At 64.8% G+C, this 20,662-nt stretch carries 19 protein-coding genes; 15 read left to right on the top strand and 4 right to left on the bottom strand.

The features are described from left to right. Nucleotides 1-19: 19 nt before the first annotated feature. Both QQM37_RS02460 and QQM37_RS02455 read right to left on the bottom strand, forming a co-directional pair. Complete coding sequence (locus tag QQM37_RS02460; protein ID WP_285724678.1) at nt 20-1,531, bottom strand: DUF349 domain-containing protein; 1,512 nt, start codon at nt 1,529-1,531, stop codon at nt 20-22. 38 nt (nt 1,532-1,569) lie between these two features. Next, a complete protein-coding gene (locus QQM37_RS02455; protein ID WP_285724676.1) occupies nt 1,570-2,352 on the bottom strand; it encodes a peptidylprolyl isomerase in 783 nt (260 codons plus the stop codon). A 200-nt stretch (nt 2,353-2,552) separates the two neighbouring features. Here QQM37_RS02455 and hisS point away from each other — a divergent pair, with 200 nt between their 5' ends. Next, nucleotides 2,553-3,887: a histidine--tRNA ligase gene (hisS, locus tag QQM37_RS02450; RefSeq protein ID WP_285724674.1), complete on the top strand. Its 1,335-nt coding sequence runs from the start codon at nt 2,553-2,555 to the stop codon at nt 3,885-3,887. Between the two features lie 31 nt (nt 3,888-3,918). Here hisS and QQM37_RS02445 read toward each other — a convergent pair whose 3' ends face one another. Next, nucleotides 3,919-5,202, bottom strand: a complete 1,284-nt coding sequence (locus QQM37_RS02445; protein ID WP_285724672.1) for an APC family permease — start codon at nt 5,200-5,202, stop codon at nt 3,919-3,921. A gap of 165 nt (nt 5,203-5,367) precedes the next feature. On the opposite strand from QQM37_RS02445, the gene aspS reads away from it, so the two are divergent. After that, nucleotides 5,368-7,149, top strand: coding sequence for an aspartate--tRNA ligase (gene aspS, locus QQM37_RS02440; protein ID WP_285724670.1), 1,782 nt, complete (start codon nt 5,368-5,370; stop codon nt 7,147-7,149). An 85-nt stretch (nt 7,150-7,234) separates the two neighbouring features. Here the strand turns inward: aspS and QQM37_RS02435 are convergent, their stop codons facing one another. Beyond that, nucleotides 7,235-7,876 carry an acVLRF1 family peptidyl-tRNA hydrolase gene (locus QQM37_RS02435; RefSeq protein WP_285724668.1) on the bottom strand — a complete coding sequence of 214 codons (642 nt, stop codon included), beginning with the start codon at nt 7,874-7,876 and terminating at the stop codon, nt 7,235-7,237. Between the two features lie 31 nt (nt 7,877-7,907). On the opposite strand from QQM37_RS02435, the gene QQM37_RS02430 reads away from it, so the two are divergent. The 13 genes from QQM37_RS02430 (at nt 7,908) to nusB (ending at nt 20,598) form a co-directional block, all read left to right on the top strand. Then, nucleotides 7,908-9,320: a replication-associated recombination protein A gene (locus QQM37_RS02430; RefSeq protein ID WP_285724665.1), complete on the top strand. Its 1,413-nt coding sequence runs from the start codon at nt 7,908-7,910 to the stop codon at nt 9,318-9,320. 229 nt (nt 9,321-9,549) lie between these two features. Further along, entirely contained in the window at nt 9,550-10,176 is a 627-nt protein-coding gene (gene rpsD, locus QQM37_RS02425) for a 30S ribosomal protein S4 (RefSeq protein ID WP_285724663.1), read from the top strand. Between the two features lie 253 nt (nt 10,177-10,429). After that, complete coding sequence (locus QQM37_RS02420) at nt 10,430-10,801, top strand: DUF948 domain-containing protein (protein WP_285724662.1); 372 nt, start codon at nt 10,430-10,432, stop codon at nt 10,799-10,801. A 32-nt stretch (nt 10,802-10,833) separates the two neighbouring features. Then, complete coding sequence (locus QQM37_RS02415) at nt 10,834-11,055, top strand: hypothetical protein (protein WP_285724660.1); 222 nt, start codon at nt 10,834-10,836, stop codon at nt 11,053-11,055. 97 nt (nt 11,056-11,152) lie between these two features. Then, the gene (gene alaS / locus QQM37_RS02410; RefSeq protein WP_285724658.1) at nt 11,153-13,843 is read left to right on the top strand and encodes an alanine--tRNA ligase; all 2,691 of its coding nucleotides are present in this window, start codon (nt 11,153-11,155) and stop codon (nt 13,841-13,843) included. Next, nucleotides 13,843-14,364: a Holliday junction resolvase RuvX gene (gene ruvX / locus QQM37_RS02405; RefSeq protein WP_285724656.1), complete on the top strand. Its 522-nt coding sequence runs from the start codon at nt 13,843-13,845 to the stop codon at nt 14,362-14,364. The genes alaS and ruvX overlap by 1 nt, the downstream gene beginning before the upstream one ends. 45 nt (nt 14,365-14,409) lie before the next feature. Then, complete coding sequence (mltG, locus tag QQM37_RS02400) at nt 14,410-15,612, top strand: endolytic transglycosylase MltG (protein ID WP_285724654.1); 1,203 nt, start codon at nt 14,410-14,412, stop codon at nt 15,610-15,612. Then, nucleotides 15,603-16,490 carry a shikimate dehydrogenase family protein gene (locus QQM37_RS02395; protein WP_337250231.1) on the top strand — a complete coding sequence of 296 codons (888 nt, stop codon included), beginning with the start codon at nt 15,603-15,605 and terminating at the stop codon, nt 16,488-16,490. The genes mltG and QQM37_RS02395 overlap by 10 nt, the downstream gene beginning before the upstream one ends. Before the next feature lie 32 nt (nt 16,491-16,522). Further along, complete coding sequence (gene aroC, locus QQM37_RS02390; protein ID WP_285724652.1) at nt 16,523-17,722, top strand: chorismate synthase; 1,200 nt, start codon at nt 16,523-16,525, stop codon at nt 17,720-17,722. A 35-nt stretch (nt 17,723-17,757) separates the two neighbouring features. Further along, nucleotides 17,758-18,339, top strand: coding sequence for a shikimate kinase (locus QQM37_RS02385; RefSeq protein ID WP_285724650.1), 582 nt, complete (start codon nt 17,758-17,760; stop codon nt 18,337-18,339). Then, nucleotides 18,336-19,469 (top strand): 3-dehydroquinate synthase, encoded by a 1,134-nt coding sequence (gene aroB, locus QQM37_RS02380; RefSeq protein WP_285724648.1) that lies wholly within the window; start codon nt 18,336-18,338, stop codon nt 19,467-19,469. Before QQM37_RS02385 ends, aroB begins: the two co-directional genes overlap by 4 nt. A 134-nt stretch (nt 19,470-19,603) precedes the next feature. Next, nucleotides 19,604-20,167 carry an elongation factor P gene (efp, locus tag QQM37_RS02375; protein ID WP_285724646.1) on the top strand — a complete coding sequence of 188 codons (564 nt, stop codon included), beginning with the start codon at nt 19,604-19,606 and terminating at the stop codon, nt 20,165-20,167. Then, the gene (gene nusB, locus QQM37_RS02370; RefSeq protein ID WP_285724644.1) at nt 20,167-20,598 is read left to right on the top strand and encodes a transcription antitermination factor NusB; all 432 of its coding nucleotides are present in this window, start codon (nt 20,167-20,169) and stop codon (nt 20,596-20,598) included. Before efp ends, nusB begins: the two co-directional genes overlap by 1 nt. Nucleotides 20,599-20,662 lie beyond the last annotated feature (64 nt).

Here is a 20,662-nt window from a genome sequence, read left to right as displayed (position 1 = left end):
ACCCGGAGATTGCCTTGGCTCAGGCCCCGAACTCGTCAGCAGATTTGCGGATCTGCTCCAACCAGGCCTGACGGGCGTCCAGAGCTTCCTGCGCAGCAGCGATCTTCCGCGCGTCTGACCCGGCCTTGGCTTTCGCCAGATCGGCCTCCAGGACGGCAATGGCCGCCTCCAGCTGACTCAGAGCACTGTTGGTACGCGCTTTGGCCTCCGGATCGGTACGCTTCCAGTGGTCATTCTCGGCCGCCCGGATGGCGTCCTCGATCGAGCGCAGCCCAGCCTCCATCCGCTGGATGTCGCCGCGCGGCACTTTGCCAGCGTCCTCCCAGCGATCCCGAATGGACTGGAAGGCCTTTTTGGCCTGCCCAAGATCCTTCACCGGCACCAGAGCGCGGGCTTCGACCAACAGCTCTTCCTTGACCCGCAGATTCTGCCCGTATTCGGCATCGATGGCGTCGTTGGCAGACTGGCGTGCAGCGAAGAAGGCATCCTGGGCGGCACGGAAACGTGCCCACAGCGCGTCGTCATCGCGCTTGCTGGCCCGCGGCGCGGCCTTCCACTGATCCATCAGATGCCGGTATTCGCCCGCAGTAGCGACCCAGTCGGTGGAGCTGGACAGGGCTTCGGCCTGGGCGATCAGCTTCTGCTTGACCTCTTTGGCGGCTGAATTTGTGGAGTCGAGCTGAGAGAAATAAGCCCGGCGATGCCGATCGAAGACCGTCCGCGCAGAGCGGAACCGCTTCCACAGCTCGTCCTCCACGCTACGCCCCAGCCGGACGCCGTCATGCTGGGCCTTCTTCCAGGTTTCGAAGAGCTCGGCCATCCGGGCGCTGGACTGCTTCCACTGGATGCTCGCGGGCGGCTGACCGGCCAGAGCCTCAGCCTCCGTCACAATCTGTTCCCGCGCCGCGCGCTCGGCCTCGCGGGCAGCCTGGTGCTCCGTTCGGGCCTGCTCGATATGGGCGTTGATCAGCCCGGTGAGTGTGTCCAGCCGCGTTTCAGCGGCCAGCAGATCGCCGACGGCGTTCCGGGCAGCCAGCTGTTCGCGCAGGTGTGCCACGGTCTTGTGCATCTCAGAACTGGCAGCCTTGGCGTGAACCCGCTGCTCCAGCAGTACGATCTGCCCGGCGATCTCTTCGAACTTGCGCACGAAGTAGTTCAGCGCTTCGTCCTGAGTGGCCCCGGAGTACTGGCCTACCTCGACCTCTTCACCCTCCACCGTGACGAACACATGCCCGTCCTCGGTGGCCCGGCCGAAACCAGCCGCATCCGCGAAGCCATGGGGTACCACGATGGCGTCACTGGCCACCGGCTGGACGGCCTGCCTGGCTGCTGGCGCAGCGGGTGCGGGCGCCACGGCCGGGTGAGGCTTGGGGCGAGCAGCGAACACCCCCGGTGAGGGAACCCCCGGTGAGGGAGTGGGAAACACAGGAACAGAAGGCGTGGCAACGCCGGCTTCCTGGACTGGAGTCTCGGACGTACTGGCCTCGCTGGCCGCTACCTGGATGTCGTCGGATTCTTGACGTTCTGTCACCGCTAAAACTCTTTCAATCGGCTGGCTATCACTGGCTATCAACTGAGCGTAAACGAGTCTATCGTGACCGGCGTCGCAGGCTTGCCGTCGGAGCCGCCACCCTGGACGCCACCGGCTGCGATTCCGGCCACCACGTCAAGGCCGCTGGTGACCTTGCCGATCACCGAATAGCCGCCAGCTGCGTCGGCCGGGATGGTGGTGTCCTTGTAGACGATGAAGAACTGAGTGCCGTTGCTGTTGGCATTGCCGCTGACCCGGGCCACGGCGATGGTGCCAGCCGGGTAGACATTGTCCGTAGGGGCATTCTCCACTGGGCCCCAGGCGAAGTTCGGGGCGCTGCTGCCGTTGAGGTCCAGGGCACCGCACTGCAGCACGGCAAAGTCTCCGGTGGTCAACCGGTGGCAGGGCTTGGCGCTGAAGTACCCGGAATCGGCGAGGGTCTTGAAGACAGAGACCGCCTGTGGGGCCTTGGTACCGTCCAGCGAGACGCCGAGCGGCTTGCCGTTGAGGCTTAGGGTACCGGTGAACGTTTTGCCTGCCGCCACCGAAGGAGCGGGAACGGGAGGCATCGACGCGGTGGGGCTGGCGGATGCCGAAGCCAGGCCAGCCTCAGCAGCGGCGGTCTGTGCCGCCGTGGGATTGGTGCCGAAGACCGTGATCTGGAGCGTGATGGCCAGGCCAAGGACCAGGACCGCTGCCACCGCAGCCACCACATTGTCTCGCAGCCGGCGCCTCTGCTGCTGTTCCCGCAGCGCACGCTTGGCCTCCATCTGGGCAAGACGCCGCTTGGTCTGCTGACCGTTTTTCTTGCCTGCCGCCAATGTTGCTCCTCGAGCTTCTGACCCTCCTGGCGCAACGAATGTGCGCACGGAAGATAAACTGAATTCCGCAGATAGTTTACTCACGGATCTGTACTGTGCCCCGGAGTCGGGGCAAACTCAGTTGATTCGCGGCGAGTGCTCAGCCTTTTCAGCGCTTGGTGCCCGCGTTGTTACCATCCCGATCTAAGGAGATCAGCCCCATGGCCAGAAGTGCCTCGTTGTCCGGATTCCCTGAGCTTCTTCCTCAGGAACGGGCCGTCGAGCTGCATTTTCTCGACACCCTGCGCCGGGTCTTCGAATTGCACGGCTTTGGCTCCATCGAGACCCGCGCCGTGGAGACGGTAGAGCAACTGCTGCGCAAGGGCGAGATCGACAAAGAGGTCTATGCGGTCAGCCGCCTCCAGTCGGAGGAAGCCGCCAAGGACCCCGCGCTCGCTCTGCACTTCGACCTGACCGTGCCGTTCTCCCGCTATGTGGTGGAGAACGCCGGCTACCTGGCCTTCCCCTTCCGTCGGTACCAGATCCAGAAGGCCTGGCGCGGTGAACGGCCTCAGGAAGGCCGGATGCGTGAATTCACCCAGGCCGATTTCGACGTCGTGGGGGATGGAACGCTGTCCTTCCGGCACGACATCGAGGTGGTGCTGCTGGCCGCGCACGCCCTTTCCGCACTGCCGCTGCCGCCGTTTGAACTGCGAGTGAACAACCGCAAACTGGCGGAAGGCTTCTACCGTGGTCTGGGTCTGGACGATTCCGCTGTGGTGCTGCGCGCCATCGACAAGCTGGAAAAGATCGGTCCGGCAGCGGTTGCTGTTCTGCTGCGCGAGGAAGCCGGGGCCAGCGAGGAGCAGGCGCAGGCCGCGCTGGCGCTCGCCCAGATCCGCACCCCTGATCTGAGTTTTGTGGACCGGGTTCGCGAACTGGGTGTCAGCAACGAGTTGCTCGAGGCCGGGCTCGAAGAGCTGTCCCAGGTGCTCACAGTCGCCATAGAGCAGGTGCCTGGCAAAGTTGTGGCGGATCTGTCGATCGCCCGCGGCCTGGATTACTACACCGGAACGGTCGTCGAAACGGTGCTGGTGGGCCATGAGGCGCTGGGATCCGTCTGCTCGGGCGGCCGGTATGACGCCCTGGCGCGCAAGGGCAACCGGACGTTCCCCGGCGTCGGCCTGTCCATCGGCGTGAGCCGCCTGGTGGCCCGGGTGCTCAGCCAGGACCTCGCAACGGCATCGCGCTCCGTCCCGACCGTCGTGTACGTGGCGCTCAATGACGACGAATCCTGGGGGCAGGCGCAGGACGTCGCCGCCGCTCTGCGTGCCCGCGGCGTCGCCGTGGAGGTCGCAACGAGTGCCGAGAAGTTCGGCAAGCAGATCAAGTTCGCTGATCGTCGTGGTATTCCCTTCGTCTGGTTCATCTCCACCGACGATGACGGCCTCCGCCACGAGGTCAAGGATCTGCGCTCTGGTGAGCAGGTGGCGGCGGATCCGCAGAGCTGGTTGCCACCGGTCGAGGACCTGACGATCGCTGTTCACCGGTCCTGAGGGGTCCGGAGCTGTTCTGGCGTCTGCGCTTCTACTTTTTTCGGACTTTCGTGCGCCAGCTCAGCACACTCGCTCTGGCCAGGCAGCCCAGCGTCAGCAGGACGATCATCCAGACCACCGACTGGGTGGGCAGGGTGAACGCCAGGATCAGGCAGCCCACACAGCCCAGCAGATTGATGGCCCGCGGTGTGTGCCAGCGCCGTTCACTGAGCGTCAGCGCACTCAGATTGGTCACCCCGTAGTAGATCAGCACACCGCAGCTGGAGTACCCCACGATGGTGAGCACATCGGTGGTGAGGATCAGCACGATGACCAGCAGCGCCACGGCGATCTCTGCCCGGTGCGGGGTACCGAAGCGGCCACCGACCGCGGCCAGCGGTGAGGGGAGGTCACGATGCCGGGCCATTGCCAGGGAGGTTCGGCTGACCCCCGCGATCAGAGCCAGCAGAGCTCCCAGGCTGGCTGCACTGGCACCGACGACGATGAGCGGCCCCCAGCCGGCCTGCTGGCCGATCTCCAGCAACGGCGTGGCGGATTCGGCCAGACCCAGCGGGCCAAGCGCACGGAGCAGACCTGAGGCGAGCAGCAGATAGATCCCCAGGGTGGCTGCAAGGGCTATGAAGATCGCTGCGGGGATGATCCGCTGGGGATTGCGAACCTCTTCACCCATCGTGGCAATGCGGGCATATCCCGCAAACGCGAAGAACAGGAAGCCCGCGGCCTGAAAGATACCAAGGCCGGGAATCAGAGCAGCCCAGGGTGGCGCAGCATCACCAGAAAGGGCTGCTGAACTGCTCAATCCTGAACCGTCAAATCCGGGCCCGCTGAAACACAGCACAGCCACCACCGCCAGGGTGATCAACGTCAGGGCCAGCAGGATTCTGGAGACCAGCGCGGTCCGACGGACCCCCAGGATGTTCAGAACGGTCAGCACCACGACGGCCGCAACCGCAAGGGCTTTGGCATAGCCGGGTGCCAGGTATAGGCCGAAGGCCAGCGCCATCGCCGCGCAGGAGGCGAGCTTGCCGGAGATAAAGCACCAACCGGCCACAAAGCCTGCCCATCGTCCGAGGCGTTCCCGGCCGTAGATGTAGGTGCCGCCGCTCTCCGGATAGAGCGCAGCCAGCTGAGCCGAGGCTGCAGCGTTGCAGTAGGCAACCACAGCGGCAACACCCAGCGCCAGCAGGAGTGCGGGCCCGGCGGCCCCTGCTGCCGGGGCGAACGCCACGAAGACCCCGGCGCCGAGCATCGAGGACATCCCGATGGTGATGGCGTCGAGCAGGCCGAGACGCCTTCTGAGCGCGGAGGTGGTCACGGCTGAGTGTCTTCCCTTCTCATCCAGCTTTCGTACAGTGCTTCGGCAGTGGTCCGCTGGCCGGTCCGGGACAAAACCCGGGGCCGGTAGGATTGACTGCGACAACGCTCTGCTGCGCACGGCGCACCGACGTGTCGAACTCATTGAACCATTGAAAGGAATGCTGTGCTGCGCACCCATGACCTCGGCAGTCTCACTAGTGCATTGATCGGCCAGACGGTGACCGTCGCCGGTTGGGTGGCACGGCGTCGGGATCACGGTGGGGTGGCCTTCCTGGATCTGCGTGATGCTTCCGGGGTCGCTCAGGTGGTGGTGCGTGACGAAGCGGATTTCCACGCCCTGCGCAATGAATTCGTACTCCAGATCACCGGCGTCGTCGAGCGCCGGCCCGAAGGCAACGAGAACCCTGCCCTGGCCACGGGTGACATAGAGCTGATGGCGGAGACCGTCACGGTGCTCAACGAGTCTGCTGCGCTGCCGTTCCAGATCGATGACCATGCCAATGCCGGTGAGGTGGGTGAGGAAGCCCGACTCAAGCACCGCTACCTTGACCTGCGCCGGGCGCCGATGGCCCGTAACCTCAAGCTGCGCTCCGAGGCGAACCGGGTGGCCCGCGAACTGCTTCATGACGATGGATTCGTGGAGATCGAAACACCCACGATGACGCTTTCCACCCCGGGCGGCGCACGCGACTTCGTGGTCCCGGCCCGCCTGGCGCCGGGTAACTGGTATGGACTGGCGCAGTCCCCGCAGCTTTTCAAGCAGTTGCTTCAGGTGGGCGGTTTTGAAAAGTACTACCAGATCGCCCGCTGCTACCGCGATGAGGATTTCCGGGCGGACCGCCAGCCCGAGTTCACCCAGCTGGATATCGAAGCCAGTTTCGTGGAGGAGGACGACGTCCTGGCGCTCGGCGAGAAAATCGTCGTCGCGCTCTGGAAGCTCATCGATGTCGAGGTACCGACGCCCATCGCGCGGATGCCCTACTGGGAAGCGATGGCCCGCTATGGCTCGGACAAGCCGGATCTTCGATTCGGTCTGGAGCTGACGGACCTCACGGAATACTTCAAAGACACCACCTTCCGGGTGTTCCAGGCTCCTTATGTCGGTGCCGTGGTGATGCCCGGTGGCGCCTCACAGGCACGACGCACGCTCGACGGCTGGCAGGAATGGGCCAAGCAGCGCGGGGCCAAGGGACTGGCCTATGTGCTGATCCAGGAGGACGGCGAGCTGACCGGCCCGGTGGCCAAGAACCTCTCCGAGACCGAAAAAGCTGGCCTGGCTGCTGCCGTCGGAGCCCAACCGGGTGACTGCGTGTTCTTCGGCGCGGGCGATCGCGATGATGCCTGGTCGATTCTGGGCGCGACCCGGGTGGAGATCGGGCACCGGACCGGGCTGATCAATCCCGAGGAATTTGCCTTCGTCTGGATCGTCGACGCCCCGATGTTCGAGTCCGCTGCCGCAGCCAAGGCCTCGGGTGACACCACCGTCGGCGGTGGCGACTGGACCGCACTGCACCACGCCTTCACCTCGCCCAAGGCCGAATTCATGGACACCTTCGACCAGGACCCGGCCGCTGCGCTGGCCTACGCCTACGATATTGTCTGCAATGGCAACGAAATCGGTGGTGGGTCGATCCGTATTCACCGACGGGACGTCCAGGAACGCGTCTTTGCGCTGATGGGGCTGAGTGAAGAGGAACAGCAGGAGACCTTCGGCTTCCTGCTGGAGGGCTTCAAGTTCGGAGCTCCTCCGCATGGCGGTATCGCCTTCGGCTGGGATCGAGTGGTGGCTCTGCTCGCCGGCAGCGAGTCGATCCGGGACGTCATCGCGTTCCCGAAGTCCGGTGGTGGCTTCGATCCGCTCACCGGCGCACCTGCACCGATCACCGCCACCCAGCGCAAGGAAGCGGGCATCGACGGCCCCAAGCCGCCTGCGGCCAAGGCCTGAGCGCCCTTCCGATCTGATTCTGAACCAGGTCTGATATCTGAACGCCCGTCCGAGCAGGCTCATCTGAGTGGCCTTGGGCGGGCGTTCAGGTCTTCGGATCCGTGATCCGGATCTTTACGCTACTCAGCCGGGCCACCGCCTCGGCCATCACCTTCGCCCGGGGGTCCTGCACATCCAGAAAGGCCAGTCGGGGGAGTGCGGCGAGAGGCGCCAGGACCGGTTCAGCCATCAGGGCCGCCGCCATGGCCTTGTCGCCACCCAACGCCAGGTACTCGCCTGGTGCCAGGGGAAGTGCCGCCGCATGCGCTGCCACAGCCTCCACCATGGCATCAGCCTGGTTGGCCCGTCGTCGGGCAAACCGCTGCTGCGACCAGCCGCCTGCCGCGGTGCGCGACTGGACATGGCGGGTACCGACCTTGGACACCTCCAGGATCCCGCCGCGGCACAGGCCGATGCCGTAACCACCGCGTCGGATCAGCAGGACCACCACGGGGCGCGGCTGGCTGGCCAGCGAGGCCAGCCGCTCCAGAGGGCCGGGCCCGCGTCCTGGCCGACCGTCCACGGGCCACGGCGCCAGCAGGGTGGCGCGGGCGCCGTCCTGCGCGCTGAGCTGCAGGCCGTCATCGTGCTCCTCCAGCGAAAAAGCACCGTGCGAGGCGGCGAAGCGGTCGGTCCATCCGCCCAGTCGGGCGCCAGGGACCCAGGCGGTGCGGGATGCGGAGACCATAGTGTCCACGCTACCGGGTAGCGTGGGACCAATGAGCGATCTGTTCACCCACGATGACGACGAGGAACTCACCTCCTCGAGCCTCGGCGACGGCTCTGCTGGCTCGGCGGCCAGAACCCGGGCGCCGCTCGCAGTGCGGATGCGGCCGAAGAGCATCGATGAGGTGGTGGGCCAGCAGCATCTGCTCGCTGAAGGGTCGCCGCTGCGCAGGCTGGCCTCCGGGCTCGATCATTCTGCTGCGGGACCCAGTTCGATCATCCTGTGGGGGCCTCCCGGAACGGGCAAGACCACCCTGGCGCATGTGATCGCACGGGGACCCAAACGTAGCTTCGTCGAGCTCTCCGCCATCACCGCCGGTGTCAAAGATGTGCGCCGCGTGATGGAGGAGGCGTTGAGCGCACGTGATCTCTACGGACGGACGACTGTCCTGTTCCTGGATGAAATTCATCGATTCACCAAGGCACAGCAGGACACTCTGCTGCCGGGCGTGGAGAACCGCTGGGTCGTTCTGGTGGCGGCCACCACGGAAAACCCTTCCTTCTCTGTGGTTTCTCCTCTGCTGTCCCGGTCGCTGCTGCTGACCCTCCAGCCGTTGACCGATGCCGATATCGAAGCGCTGGTGCTACGTGCAGTGGATGATCCTCGTGGTCTGCGTGGTGCGGTCCGGCTGGACGCCGAGGCGCTCGATCACCTGGTGCGGCTGGCCTCTGGCGATGCCCGGCGGGCGCTGACCACACTGGAGGCTGCAGCGGGCGTGGCCCTGGAACGGGCACCGGCCGGGGAAGCCTCCGCCGAGGTGCCGGTGGTCTCCCTGGCAGATGCGGAGCGCGCCATCGATGCCGCCGCCGTCCGCTATGACCGGGCAGGGGATCAGCACTATGACGTGATCAGTGCCTTCATCAAATCGATCCGGGGCTCGGACGTCGATGCTGCCCTGCACTATCTGGCGCGGATGATCGAGGCGGGGGAGGATCCTCGGTTCATCGCCCGGCGGCTGGTCATTTCGGCCAGCGAAGACATCGGCATGGCTGATCCCACCGCTCTGCAGACCGCGGTGGCCGCCGCACAGGCGGTCCAACTGATCGGGATGCCGGAAGGGCGCATCATTCTGGCCCAGGCCGTGGTTCATCTGGCGACCGCACCGAAGTCCAACGCCGCTTATCTGGGGATTGCTGCCGCGATTTCCGACGTCCGGGCTGGTAAAGGCACGGTGATCCCGCCACATTTGCGGGATGCGCATTACCCGGGCTCCAAGCAGTTGGGCCATGGTGCCGGGTATATCTACTCCCACGATGAGCCGCATTCGGTGGCGAGCCAGCAGTATCCTCCGGATGACCTGGTGGGTACGAATTATTACCAGCCCACCGCCAATGGTGCCGAACGCGAGACCGCGGCACGGCTGGAACGTCTGCGAAGCATCATCCGGGCGCCCCGGAAAAAGTAGCCGCATGGTACTATTGACGCTGCACTGGCACGCCCCGGCTCCAGTCTTGTAGTACTTCCCAGACTCAGTACATCTTTCTGGCGGTCACCTGCGGTGATGGCCAGTGACGGTGTGGCCCTGGTCCGGCGATACAAGAATGCCCGGCGGACGCAGCAATGGGCCGCAACAGCCCCAGCTCTCCATACGGGAGGCCAGTATTGATCCTGTTGCACTTCCTGAAAGGACACAAGTGCCTACAAAGCCACGTGTTCGCCGGCAGGCGCGTCTTTCCCGCGCCCTCGGCATCGCTCTGACCCCTAAAGCAGCCAAATACCTCGAGCGCCGTCCGTACGGCCCCGGTGAGCACGGCCGCGCTCGCAAGAAGCAGGACTCCGATTACGCGGTGCGTCTGCGTGAGAAGCAGCGTCTGCGCGCCCAGTACGGCATCCGCGAAGCCCAGATGACCCGGGTCTTCGAAGAAGCCCGTCGCACCAAGGGCCTGACCGGTGAAAACCTGGTCGAGCTGTTGGAAATGCGTCTGGACGCACTGGTGTTGCGTGCTGGCTTTGCCCGTACCATCGCTCAGGCACGCCAGCTCGTGGTGCACCGCCACATCATGGTTGACGGCGCCCGCGTGGACCGCCCGTCCTACCGTGTGTCCGAAGGACAGCTCATCCACGTTCACCAGCGCAGCGAGGTGTTGACCCCTCTGCAGGTTGCCGCCGCCGGTGGACACCGCGACGTCCTTCCGGCCGTCCCGGGCTACCTGGATGTTCAGCTGGACAAGCTCCAGGCTCGCCTGGTGCGTCGCCCGAAGCGCTCCGAGGTCCCCGTGACCTGCGAAGAGCAGCTGGTCGTCGAGTTCTACGCTCGCTAATCAATCCTTCCCGCTGTTCTGGAGCGAGTGCTCCTGGCATTCGGCGGAATGGCGCAGGGATTTCACGGAAGGTCCGCGGCTATGCTGCGGGCCTTCCGTGCTTTCATCCCCCGACTCTGGTCCCGGGGATCACTGACCGGGGCCACGGAGTTTGATCAGGGGCAAGGTTCGGTAAGGTATGGGAGATGCGCCTTGTCGATGAGGGGCATCGACCGCAGACACCGATCCCATGTGGAACAGCCAAGGAGAAGCCATGTCAGGTGGAGATATTGCCGGACTGATCGCGGCAGGAGTCTTCGCTGTCCTGGTGGCGATTCTGGCCGTTCCGGTGATCAAACTGGGCAAGGTGTTCGATGAACTGCGGAACACCATCCATTCGATCAGTGAAGGCACCACACCGCTGATCGACGAAGTGACCGCGACGGTCAGCACCACGAATGAGCAACTGAAGAAGGTGGACGGCATGACGAGCAACGTCTCCGATGCGACTGCCAACATCTCGGCGCTCTCCGCTCTGATCGCCGCTAGCGTGGGGTCCCCGCTGATCAAGGTGGCTGCCTTCTCCTATGGCGTCCGGCAGGCCTTCACCCGGCGGCCCAGCTCACGCCCCCGGCGCGGACGCTGACCGGGTTTCACCGAGCGAGGGGGAGAAACATCATGTTGAAAAGAATTTTCTGGCTGTGTCTGGGGGCCGCCATCGGAATCATGGTATTCCGCAAAGTCAGCAGCACGGGCCAGACGCTGGGTCCTGCAGGGCTCAATCGTGCTGTGGGACGCTTCAGCGACAGCGTCCACGACTTTTCCGACGCCGTCCGCTCGGGGATGTCCTCCCGGGAAACCGAACTACGTCAGGCCCTGGGCCTGGACGAAACCCGCTGACGACCAGACTCACCGAAGACCAGCTTCCACCATCCGCTGACACCGACGCCCCTCACCGAACGCGCCGGAAGCACCGACAAAGGACTGACCGCATCTCATGAAAACCCAGGACATCGCTCAGCGCTGGCTCGATTTCTTCGAAGCTTCCGGCCACACCGTGGTCCCCAGCGCGTCGCTGGTTTCCGCCGATCCGTCGATCCTGTTCAATATCGCCGGGATGGTGCCGTTCATTCCGTACCTGACCGGACGTGAGGCTGCGCCGTTCAAACGAGCCACGAGCGTGCAGAAGTGCATCCGTACCGGCGACATCGATGAGGTGGGCAAAACGGTCCGCCATGGGACGTTTTTCCAGATGTGCGGGAATTTCTCCTTCGGTGACTATTTCAAAGAAGGCGCGATCACCTTCGCCTGGACCTTGCTGACCACCCCGCTGAGTGAGGGCGGTTATGGTCTGGACCCGGAGCGGCTCTGGGTCACCGTCTATGAGGACGGCGACGAGAAGGATCTCGAAGCCCGCGCTATCTGGCGGGACAAGATCGGCCTGCCCGAGGAGCGGATTCAGGGGACCGGCCGGGCTGATAACTTCTGGTCCACCGGCCAACCCGGCCCGGGCGGTCCCTGCTCGGAGATCTACTACGACCGGGGCCCGGAGTATGGGCAGGAGGGCGGCCCCGTCGTGGACGAGACCCGCTACGTGGAGATCTGGAATCTGGTCTTCATGCAGTACCAGCTCTCCGAGGTCCGTTCCAAGGTTGACTTTGACATCTCCGGTGAGCTGCCTCAGCGCAATATCGATACCGGGCTGGGCCTGGAGCGGCTCGCCATGATCCTTCAGGGCGTGGAGAACATGTATGAGACGGATCAGATCCGTCCCGTGCTGGATCGAGCCGCCGAGCTGGCCGGCAAGGAGTACACCTCCACCGAGGACCCTGCCGACCCGCACCATGCCGATGATGTCCGGTTGCGTGTCGTCGCGGACCATGTGCGTTCGGCCCTGATGGTGATTGCCGATGGCGTCTCGCCCTCCAACGAAGGGCGCGGCTATGTGCTGCGGCGGCTGATCCGCAGGGCAGTTCGAGCCATGCGCCTGATGGGCGTGACCGAGCCGGTGCTTCCCGATTTGCTGCCCGTCTCCCGGGACGCCATGAAGGGTTTCTATCCCGTAGTGGAGGCCGATTTTGAACGGATCAGCCGGATTGCCTATGCCGAGGAGCGGGCGTTCCTGCGCACCATCGCCTCGGGCACTGCCCGGTTGGATGAAGCGGTCTCGCTCTCCCGCAGTCAGGGCCGTGCCCTCTCCGGTGAAGAAGCCTTCGCCCTTCATGACACCTACGGCTTCCCGATCGATCTGACCCTGGAGATGGCTGAGGAAGCCGGCGTCGCCGTCGATCAGGAGCAGTTCCGTGCCCTGATGACCGAGCAGCGTGAGCGTGCCCGGGCTGACGCCAAGGAGAAGAAGAGCGGGCACGCTGATCAGCGTGCCTATCAGGAGCTCCTGCAGGACGGGCAGACCCTCTTCACCGGCTACCAGGACCTCGAGGGGGAGTCGGCGGTCCGCGCCGTGCTGCGTGGCGGCATCGTGGTTCCTCATGCCCTTCAGGGTGAGGAAGTGGAGATCGTTCTGGCCGAAACCCCCTTCTACGCGGAGGCTGGCGGGCAGGCCGCCGATACCGGCCTGATCACCGGTGACGGCTTTGTGGCCGAGGTGCTGGATGTTCAGCGCCCGGTCAAAGGACTGAGCGTTCACAAGGCGCTGATCCGGGAAGGCGAGATCGCTCCCGGCACGCTGGCCCGTTCCGCTGTCGACGCCGCCCGACGCCACGCCGCCGAGCAGGCCCACACCGGCACCCACCTGGTGCATGCCGCGCTGCGGCAGCTGCTGGGGCCGGATGCCACCCAGCGTGGCTCCTTCAACAAGGCCGGTTACCTGAGGTTCGACTTCGCCTGGGGCGAAGCACTCAGCGAGGCGACCCGGTCCGAGATCGAGGAAGTCTCCAATCTGGCCATCGCCCGGAACTTCTCGGTCCAGACCACCGAGATGCCGCTGGAAGAAGCGAAAAAGCTCGGTGCCATGGCGTTGTTCGGCGAAAACTACGGCAGTCATGTGCGGGTGGTGGAGATCGATGGCGCCTGGTCCCGCGAACTCTGTGGCGGAACCCATGTGGCCCAGACCTCGTTGATCGGCACCCTGAACCTTCTGGGTGAGGCGTCCGTCGGCTCCGGTAACCGGCGTCTGGAGGCTTTTGTCGGCATGGATGCCTTCCGGCACTTCGCCGCCGAGCGCGCCCTGGTGACCGAACTGACCGAACTGCTCAAGGTGCCTTCCGCCCAGCTCGGTGAACGGATCGGTGCCACGCTGGCGAAGCTGCGCGCCACGGAGAAGGAGCTGGAGCGCCTGCGCCGTGAACAGCTGGTACGCACCGCTGGCACCCTGGCAGATCAGGCACGTGCCGTCGGACCGGTACGTCTGGTGACCCATGAGGCCGGTGAAGTCGGCAGCGCCGATGATCTGCGCACCCTGGCCCTGGATGTTCGAGATCGACTCGGATCGGCTGGCTCGGTCGTCGCGGTGACCGGTGTTTCGCAGTCGCGGCCGCTGGTGCTGGTGGCCACGAACGAGGAGGCTCGCCGCAGCGGGGCCAAGGCTGGCGCCCTGGTCCGTACGGCGGCCGGTATCCTCGGTGGCGGTGGCGGCGGCAAGGACGATGTGGCCCAGGGCGGTGGCAGCGACCCAGCGCAGATCCCTGCGGCGCTGAGCGCCATCGAGCTGGCAGTGGCGGCCTTGTAGTGTCCTTTGAACGTGGTGTCCGCCTCGGCGTGGACGTGGGAACTGTCCGCGTCGGGGTGGCGTTCTGCGATCCGGAGGGGATCCTGGCGACGCCCTGGAAAACGCTCAGCCGGGATGCCAAAAAGGACAGCGATCTACGGTTGATTGTCCGTGAGGCGGGCGAACGTGAGGCCATCCGGATTTATGTCGGGCTGCCACAGACGCTGCGGGCGGGGGAGAGCTCCTCCACCGCCCTGGCCAGGGCCTGTGCGGCGCGTCTGGCGGAACTGCTCGCTGAGGCAGGCTCGCCTGCCGAGGTGCGGCTCATCGACGAGCGGTTGAGCACCGTCACAGCCCATCAACAGCTGCGTGCGGCTGGCCTGTCTGGACGGGCGCAACGTAAAGTGGTGGATCAGGTGGCGGCCGTGGGGATCCTTCAGCACGCCATCGACAGCGAAAAATCGCTGGGCCAGCCCGTGGGGGAGCCGGTTTGGAGAGGCGATTCCGGCGGTACTCTGCCGGGACCAGCCGAGGTTCAGTGAGGTCATAACCATCAAGAGTTTTCAGCAGACTCCAGGGGCGTTACGGTGAATCCGATCTTCGCCGATGAGGATCACTCCAGTGAGGTCCCTGCAGAGCATGCCGATCAGGACCACCGCGGAGCTGTGGATGCCAGCTGGCACAATCCGGAGCCCTCGGTCTCCCGGCGTGCCCGCAGGAAGCGGCGTAAGGTGCGTCGTCGGCGCCGTACGGTGGTCATGTTCATCGTGGTGCTGGCCTTCATCGCCGCCGCTGCACTGGCGTTCCAGGTGATCAGGCCGATGCTCTCGTTGGATACCGCCAAGGATTACCCCGGCCCGGGTGGCGCTGATGTCACGTATACGCTCAAAGCCGGAGCCACCGCCCGTTCGGTGGCCAGCGATCTGGTGAGCCGGAGTGTCGTGGCGAGCGAGAATGCCTTCCTCAACGCTCTTGATACTGCCCAGGGTTCCGGAAAACTGCTGCCCGGCGTCTACCCGCTCAAAAAAGAGATGAAGGCTGCCGATGCCGTGACGGTCCTGCTGGCGGCCAGCACCCAGCAGGTGCACTATGCGCCCATTGCTCAGAACCTGAGGCAGTCGGAGGTTTTCGACCTGCTGGCCGCCTCCACGGGGCTCCCGGTCTCCGATTTCACCGCGCTGGCCAAGAATCCTTCGGCCTTCGGCCTGCCTGCCCAGGCACCCTCACTGGAGGGGTACCTTGCACCGGGTCAGTATCAGTTCCCGGTCAACGCGACGGCCAAGGACATCCTGACCACGCTGGTCAAGGCCACCAAGGATGAGCTGGCTCAGGCCGGGGTCACCGATCCGCAGGAGCAATTCCGTGTGGTGACCATTGCCAGCATTCTTGAGGCCGAAGGACGCCAGGACTACTATCCGCAGATTGCCGGTGCCATCATGAACCGGCTGAACAACCCGGGTGCGGAGACCGGTGGACGCCTTGAGTCCGATGCCACCGTGGCCTACGGGCTGGGCCTGAAGACCTACAACATCACCGATGCGCAGAAGGCTGATGCCTCCAACCCGTACAACACCTTTGCCAATAAGGGTCTGCCGATCGGACCGATCGGCTCGCCCAAATTGCCAGCCATTCAGGCGGCTGCGCATCCGCAGAGCAATCCGTACTACTTCTGGGTCACCGTGAATCTGGATACCGGTGAGACGCTCTTTGCCACCACTTTTGCTGAGCATCAGGCCAATGTGCAGAAGTATCAGCAGTGGTGCACCGCGAACCAGGGCAAGTGCAGTTGAGCCGCCGTCTGGCCGGGGTGATCGGACAACCCATCGCCCATTCGCTCTCGCCCGCCCTGCATCGGGCTGCCTATGCGCGCCTGGGCGCCGATGTCGACTATGTCGCCCATGACGTGGCCCCAGCCGAGTTGGACACCTTCATCGCCGCACTACGCCGGGAACCCTGGATCGGCCTGTCGGTCACGATGCCGCATAAAGCGGCCGTCGCGGAGCTGGTGGACCACCTCAATGGCGATGCCGTCGCCCTGGGTGTGGTCAATACCGTCCTCGTGGAGGAGGGTTTGCTGACCGGAACCAATACCGACGTCCAGGGAATCGTGGCCTCGCTGCGCCATGCAGGACTGGAACGGGTCCAGGGCCGGGTGAAGATCCTCGGCGCCGGTGGCACCGCCCTGGCTGCCATGCTGGCGGCGCATCGGCTCGGTGCCCAGGATTTCGAGCTGCTGGTGCGTGACCCGAGCCGCGACGGCTCTTTGGCCGCACTGGCAACCTCGCTCGGTGCTCAGCTGACCACCCGGGTGTTGGAGCCGGGCACGCTCCGTGACGTGTCGGGAGGCGAGGCGACCCCGCTGGTGATGAGCACGCTACCGCCTCATGCGGCGGACTGGTTGGTGGCGGGAGCTGATCCCCTCCCGACGCAGGAGACGCAAGAGGGCATTGGCGGCTCGGGACAGGTGCTGCTGGACGTTGCCTATTCGCCGTGGCCGAGCGCTCTGGCTACAGCGTGGACCGCGAGTGGTGGGCAGGTGGTTTCCGGGCTGGAAATGCTGCTGTACCAGGCTGTGGAACAGGTGGCATTGTTCACCGGCATCGATCTGGGCGGCCGTGACGATGTCATCAATGTGATGTGTGACTCAGTCGGCCTGCCTCGACGCTGAAAGGGTGTGCCGACCATGGCAGGATGGAGGGTATGTTGCGTTGGTTGACCGCCGGAGAGTCGCATGGCCCGGCCCTGACAGGAATTCTTGAAGGCCTGCCCGCCGGGGTTCAGCTCAGTTCGGAGGATATCCGCTCTGCACTGGCCCGTCGTCGGCTTGGCTATGGCCGGGGCGCGCGCATGAAGTTTGAACAGGACGTCGTCACGATTCTGGGCGGCGTACGCCACGGTGTCACTCAGGGCGGCCCGGTCTCGCTCATGGTGGGCAATACCGAGTGGCCTAAATGGGAGCAAGTCATGGCGGCCGATGCCGTGGACGAGCAAGAGCTCGCCGGGATGGCCCGCAACGCTCCGCTGACCCGGCCCAGGCCAGGTCATGCCGATTTCACCGGCATGCAGAAATACGGATTTGACGATGCGCGGCCTGTGCTGGAGCGCGCCAGTGCCCGGGAGACCGCCGCACGGGTGGCGCTCGGTGCCGTGGCCTCGGCCTTCCTGTCCCAACTGGGGATCTCGGTGCTCAGCCACACCGTCTCGGTGGGTACTGTCGCTGTTCCGGAAGGAACGCCGCTGCCTGGCCCCGGGGACGTGTTGGCCCTGGATGCTGATCCCTTGCGCTGCTTTGACCGCGAGACCTCCGACGCGATGGTCGCAGAGGTGGATGCTGCACACAAGGAAGGTCAGACGCTTGGCGGCGTGGTCGAGGTTCTGGCCCAGGGACTTCCCCCGGGACTGGGCAGCTACGTACACTGGGACCGGCGACTGGACGCGAGGCTTGCCGGTGCGCTGATGGGTATCCAGGCGATCAAGGGCGTGGAGGTCGGGGATGGCTTCCTGACCGCTCAGCGACGCGGTTCCGAAGCTCACGATGAGATCGTTCCGGTGGATGGCCATGGCGTCCGACGGCTGACCAACCGTGCCGGTGGCATCGAAGGTGGCATGAGCATCGGTGACACACTGCGTGTTCGCGCCGCGATGAAACCGATCGCCACCGTTCCGCGGGCCTTGCGGACCGTCGACGTCGCCACTGGTGAGGAAAGCGCGGCGCATCACCAGCGCTCCGACGTCTGTGCAGTGCCGGCAGCCGGCGTCGTCGCCGAGGCGATGGTTGCCCTGGTCCTTGCCCAGGCAGTTCTGGAGAAGTTCGGCGGGGATTCGCTGGCGGAAACTCGGCGCAACCTGAGCAGCTACCTGGCGAACATTCCGCAGAACCTCGAGTCGCACCCGCTGTGAACGGCGGAGACACGCCGGGAGCTGAGGGGAAAGTGATGGGGCACGCCGTTGAGTCCCTGCCGTGGCAGCGGCTGCCGGTCGTGCTGATCGGCCCGATGGCGGTCGGAAAGACGGCCATCGGTGCACAGCTTGCCCATCAGCTGGGGCGGGAATTCATCGATTCGGATCACGTGATCGAGGCCCGGCACGGCAAGATCTCGGAGATCTTTCCCTCCCGCGGCGAGGCCTGGTTCCGGCGCACCGAAGCTGCAGTTGTTGCCGAGATCCTGGCCGGGGGCCGTCCGTTTGTCCTGTCGCTGGGTGGTGGTGCGGTGCTGGATCCCGGGACTGCTCAACTGCTCGCCGGCACCACCGTGGTGTTCCTTGAAAGCGATGCGGCATCGGTGGCCGATCGCCTGCACCGCGCCGGGAACCGTCCGCTGCTCCAGGGCGCCGATCCGGTGGAGTGCTGGACTCAGCTGGCCCATGAACGGGACGGCGTCTACCGGAGGCTGGCCGACCTGATCATCGATGTCCGGCTCGGTACCCCGGACGGACTCGCGGCGACGATCCATCAGGCGCTTGATTCACTCACTGCAGACACCACCACTGCCGCAGGCGGAAAGGCCACGGAATGAATACCGCAGCTCTGGGCACTTCTTCAGAGGGAGAATCTTCACCGGGAGAAGACACTGTCATTGAGGTGACGGGGGAGCAGCCGCAGGATAACTATCCGGTCATTGTGGGCCATGGGCTGCTCGGACGGCTGCCCTCCCTTCTGGGAGAGCGCGTCCGCCGGGTTCTGGTGATTCATCCCCGTGCCCTGCGCGCGACGGGGGATGCGGTTCGTGAAGACCTGGCGGCAGCCGGGTTCACGGCGGTCACCGCGGAGATCCCCGATGCCGAAGAAGGTAAGCACATCCAGGTGGCAGCCTTCTGCTGGCAGGTGTTGGGCCAGAATGACTTCACCCGATCTGACGCCGTGGTGTCGGTGGGCGGCGGAGCGGTCTCCGATCTGGCGGGTTTTGTGGCGGCCACCTGGTTGCGTGGGGTGAAGGTTATTCATCTGCCCACCAGCCTGCTGGGCATGGTCGATGCCGCAGTGGGCGGCAAGACCGGGATCAACACCGCTGAGGGGAAGAACCTGGTGGGCTCCTTCCATCCGCCAGCGGCCGTTCTGGCGGATCTGGATACCCTGGCGACGCTGCCGCGCAATGAACTGATCTCCGGTCTGGCCGAGTCGGTCAAATGTGGATTCATTGCGGATCCCCGGATTCTCGATCTGGTCGAGGCCTCACCGGAGAAGGTGTTGACGGTCGATTCAGCGGAACTGCGGGAAGTCATTGAACGCTCCATCGCGGTCAAAGCCGAGGTGGTCTCGGCGGATCTGAAGGAATCTGGGCGCCGCGAGTTCCTCAACTACGGGCACACCCTGGGCCACGCCATCGAGCTGGCCGAGCGCTACTCCTGGCGTCATGGTGCCGCGGTCTCGGTGGGCATGATGTTTGCGGCCGAGCTGGGACGCAGCGTCGGACGGCTGGATGACCAGCTCGCCGACCGGCACCGGACGGTTCTGGAGTCGATCGGCCTGCCGACCAGCTATCGCCGCGACCGCTGGCAGGCACTGCTGGACGGCATGCGCCGGGACAAAAAATCCCGCGGGGACCTTCTGCGCTTCGTGGTCCTGGACGGTCTGGCCAAACCCGGGATCCTGGAGGTGCCGGACACCTCTTTGCTCTTTGCCGCGTACCAGGAAATCGCTGACTGAGCAGAAAACAACTCCACCGGAAACTTCCTGGTCCGCTTGCGGGTAGAATAGATGGTGGATTTTTGACAACATACTGCGCAGACCTGAGCGAACCTCCGATTCCAGGTATTCGCGTTGAGGATTGAGGACATATCGTGGCAACGACCAACGACATCAAAAACGGAACCGTGCTGAACCTGGACGGTCAGTTGTGGAACGTCATCGAGTTCCAGCACGTCAAGCCGGGCAAGGGCGGCGCTTTTGTCCGCACCAAAATCCGCAACATCCTCAGCGGCAAAGTGGTGGACAAGACGTTCAACGCGGGTCTGAAGATCGATACCGCCACGGTGGATCGACGGGACTACCAGTACCTGTACCAGGATGGCGAAGATTTCGTCTTCATGGATACCCAGGACTTCGACCAGATCACGGTCTCCGCCGCTGTGGTGGGCGACGCGGTGAACTTCATGCTGGAGAACCAGAACGTGAACATCGCCCTGCACGAGGGCACCCCGCTGTACCTGGAAATGCCGGCCTCCGTGGTCCTGGAGATCACCTACACCGAGCCGGGCTTGCAGGGCGATCGTTCCTCCGCTGGCACCAAGCCCGCTACGCTGGAAACCGGCTACGAGATCCAGGTGCCGCTGTTCGTGGAGAACAACACCCGGGTCAAGGTTGACACCCGCGATGGCAGCTACCTGGGCCGCGTCAACGACTGATGACTGCAGGGACTCACGGGACCAGCGCCCGCAGTAAGGCCAGGCGTCGCGCGCTGGACATTCTGTTTGAAGCCGAGCAGCGCGAGGCTCCGGCCGCTGAGGTGCTGCAACGGCGGCGGGAGCGCACCGAACAGACCATCAACCCGTACACCGTCGCCATCGTGGATGGTGTGACCTCGCGCCAGGCGGAGATCGACGAATTCCTCGAGACCTATGCTCAGGGCTGGACGCTGGAGCGGATGCCCTCGGTGGACCGTATCCTGCTGCGGGTCGGTGCCTGGGAATTGCTCTACAACGATGACGTGCCCGATGCGGTGGCGGTGAGCGAAGCCGTGGAGCTGGCGCGGGCCTTGTCCACCGATGATTCGCCTCAGTTCATCAATGGCCTGCTGGGCCGCTTGCAGGAACTCAAGCCCACGCTGCTCGCCTGAGCTGATATCTCCCGGCTAGCGCCTCAACCACCAGAGCGTCTCAACAGTAGAGGGTGGGTCCCGG

This window comes from Psychromicrobium xiongbiense (assembly GCF_030271165.1).
GTDB lineage: Bacteria > Actinomycetota > Actinomycetes > Actinomycetales > Micrococcaceae > Renibacterium > Renibacterium xiongbiense.
This window is presented reverse-complemented; position numbering and strand designations above follow the sequence as displayed.

Coding starts and splice junctions, on each gene's coding strand:
- hisS (WP_285724674.1), top strand. CDS start 2,553: ATGGCCAGAAGTGCCTCGTTGTCCGGATTCCCTGAGCTTCTTCCTCAG.
- QQM37_RS02435 (WP_285724668.1), bottom strand. CDS start 7,876: ATGGTCTCCGCATCCCGCACCGCCTGGGTCCCTGGCGCCCGACTGGGC.
- QQM37_RS02430 (WP_285724665.1), top strand. CDS start 7,908: ATGAGCGATCTGTTCACCCACGATGACGACGAGGAACTCACCTCCTCG.
- QQM37_RS02420 (WP_285724662.1), top strand. CDS start 10,430: ATGTCAGGTGGAGATATTGCCGGACTGATCGCGGCAGGAGTCTTCGCT.
- QQM37_RS02415 (WP_285724660.1), top strand. CDS start 10,834: ATGTTGAAAAGAATTTTCTGGCTGTGTCTGGGGGCCGCCATCGGAATC.
- alaS (WP_285724658.1), top strand. CDS start 11,153: ATGAAAACCCAGGACATCGCTCAGCGCTGGCTCGATTTCTTCGAAGCT.
- aroC (WP_285724652.1), top strand. CDS start 16,523: ATGTTGCGTTGGTTGACCGCCGGAGAGTCGCATGGCCCGGCCCTGACA.
- QQM37_RS02385 (WP_285724650.1), top strand. CDS start 17,758: ATGGGGCACGCCGTTGAGTCCCTGCCGTGGCAGCGGCTGCCGGTCGTG.
- aroB (WP_285724648.1), top strand. CDS start 18,336: ATGAATACCGCAGCTCTGGGCACTTCTTCAGAGGGAGAATCTTCACCG.
- nusB (WP_285724644.1), top strand. CDS start 20,167: ATGACTGCAGGGACTCACGGGACCAGCGCCCGCAGTAAGGCCAGGCGT.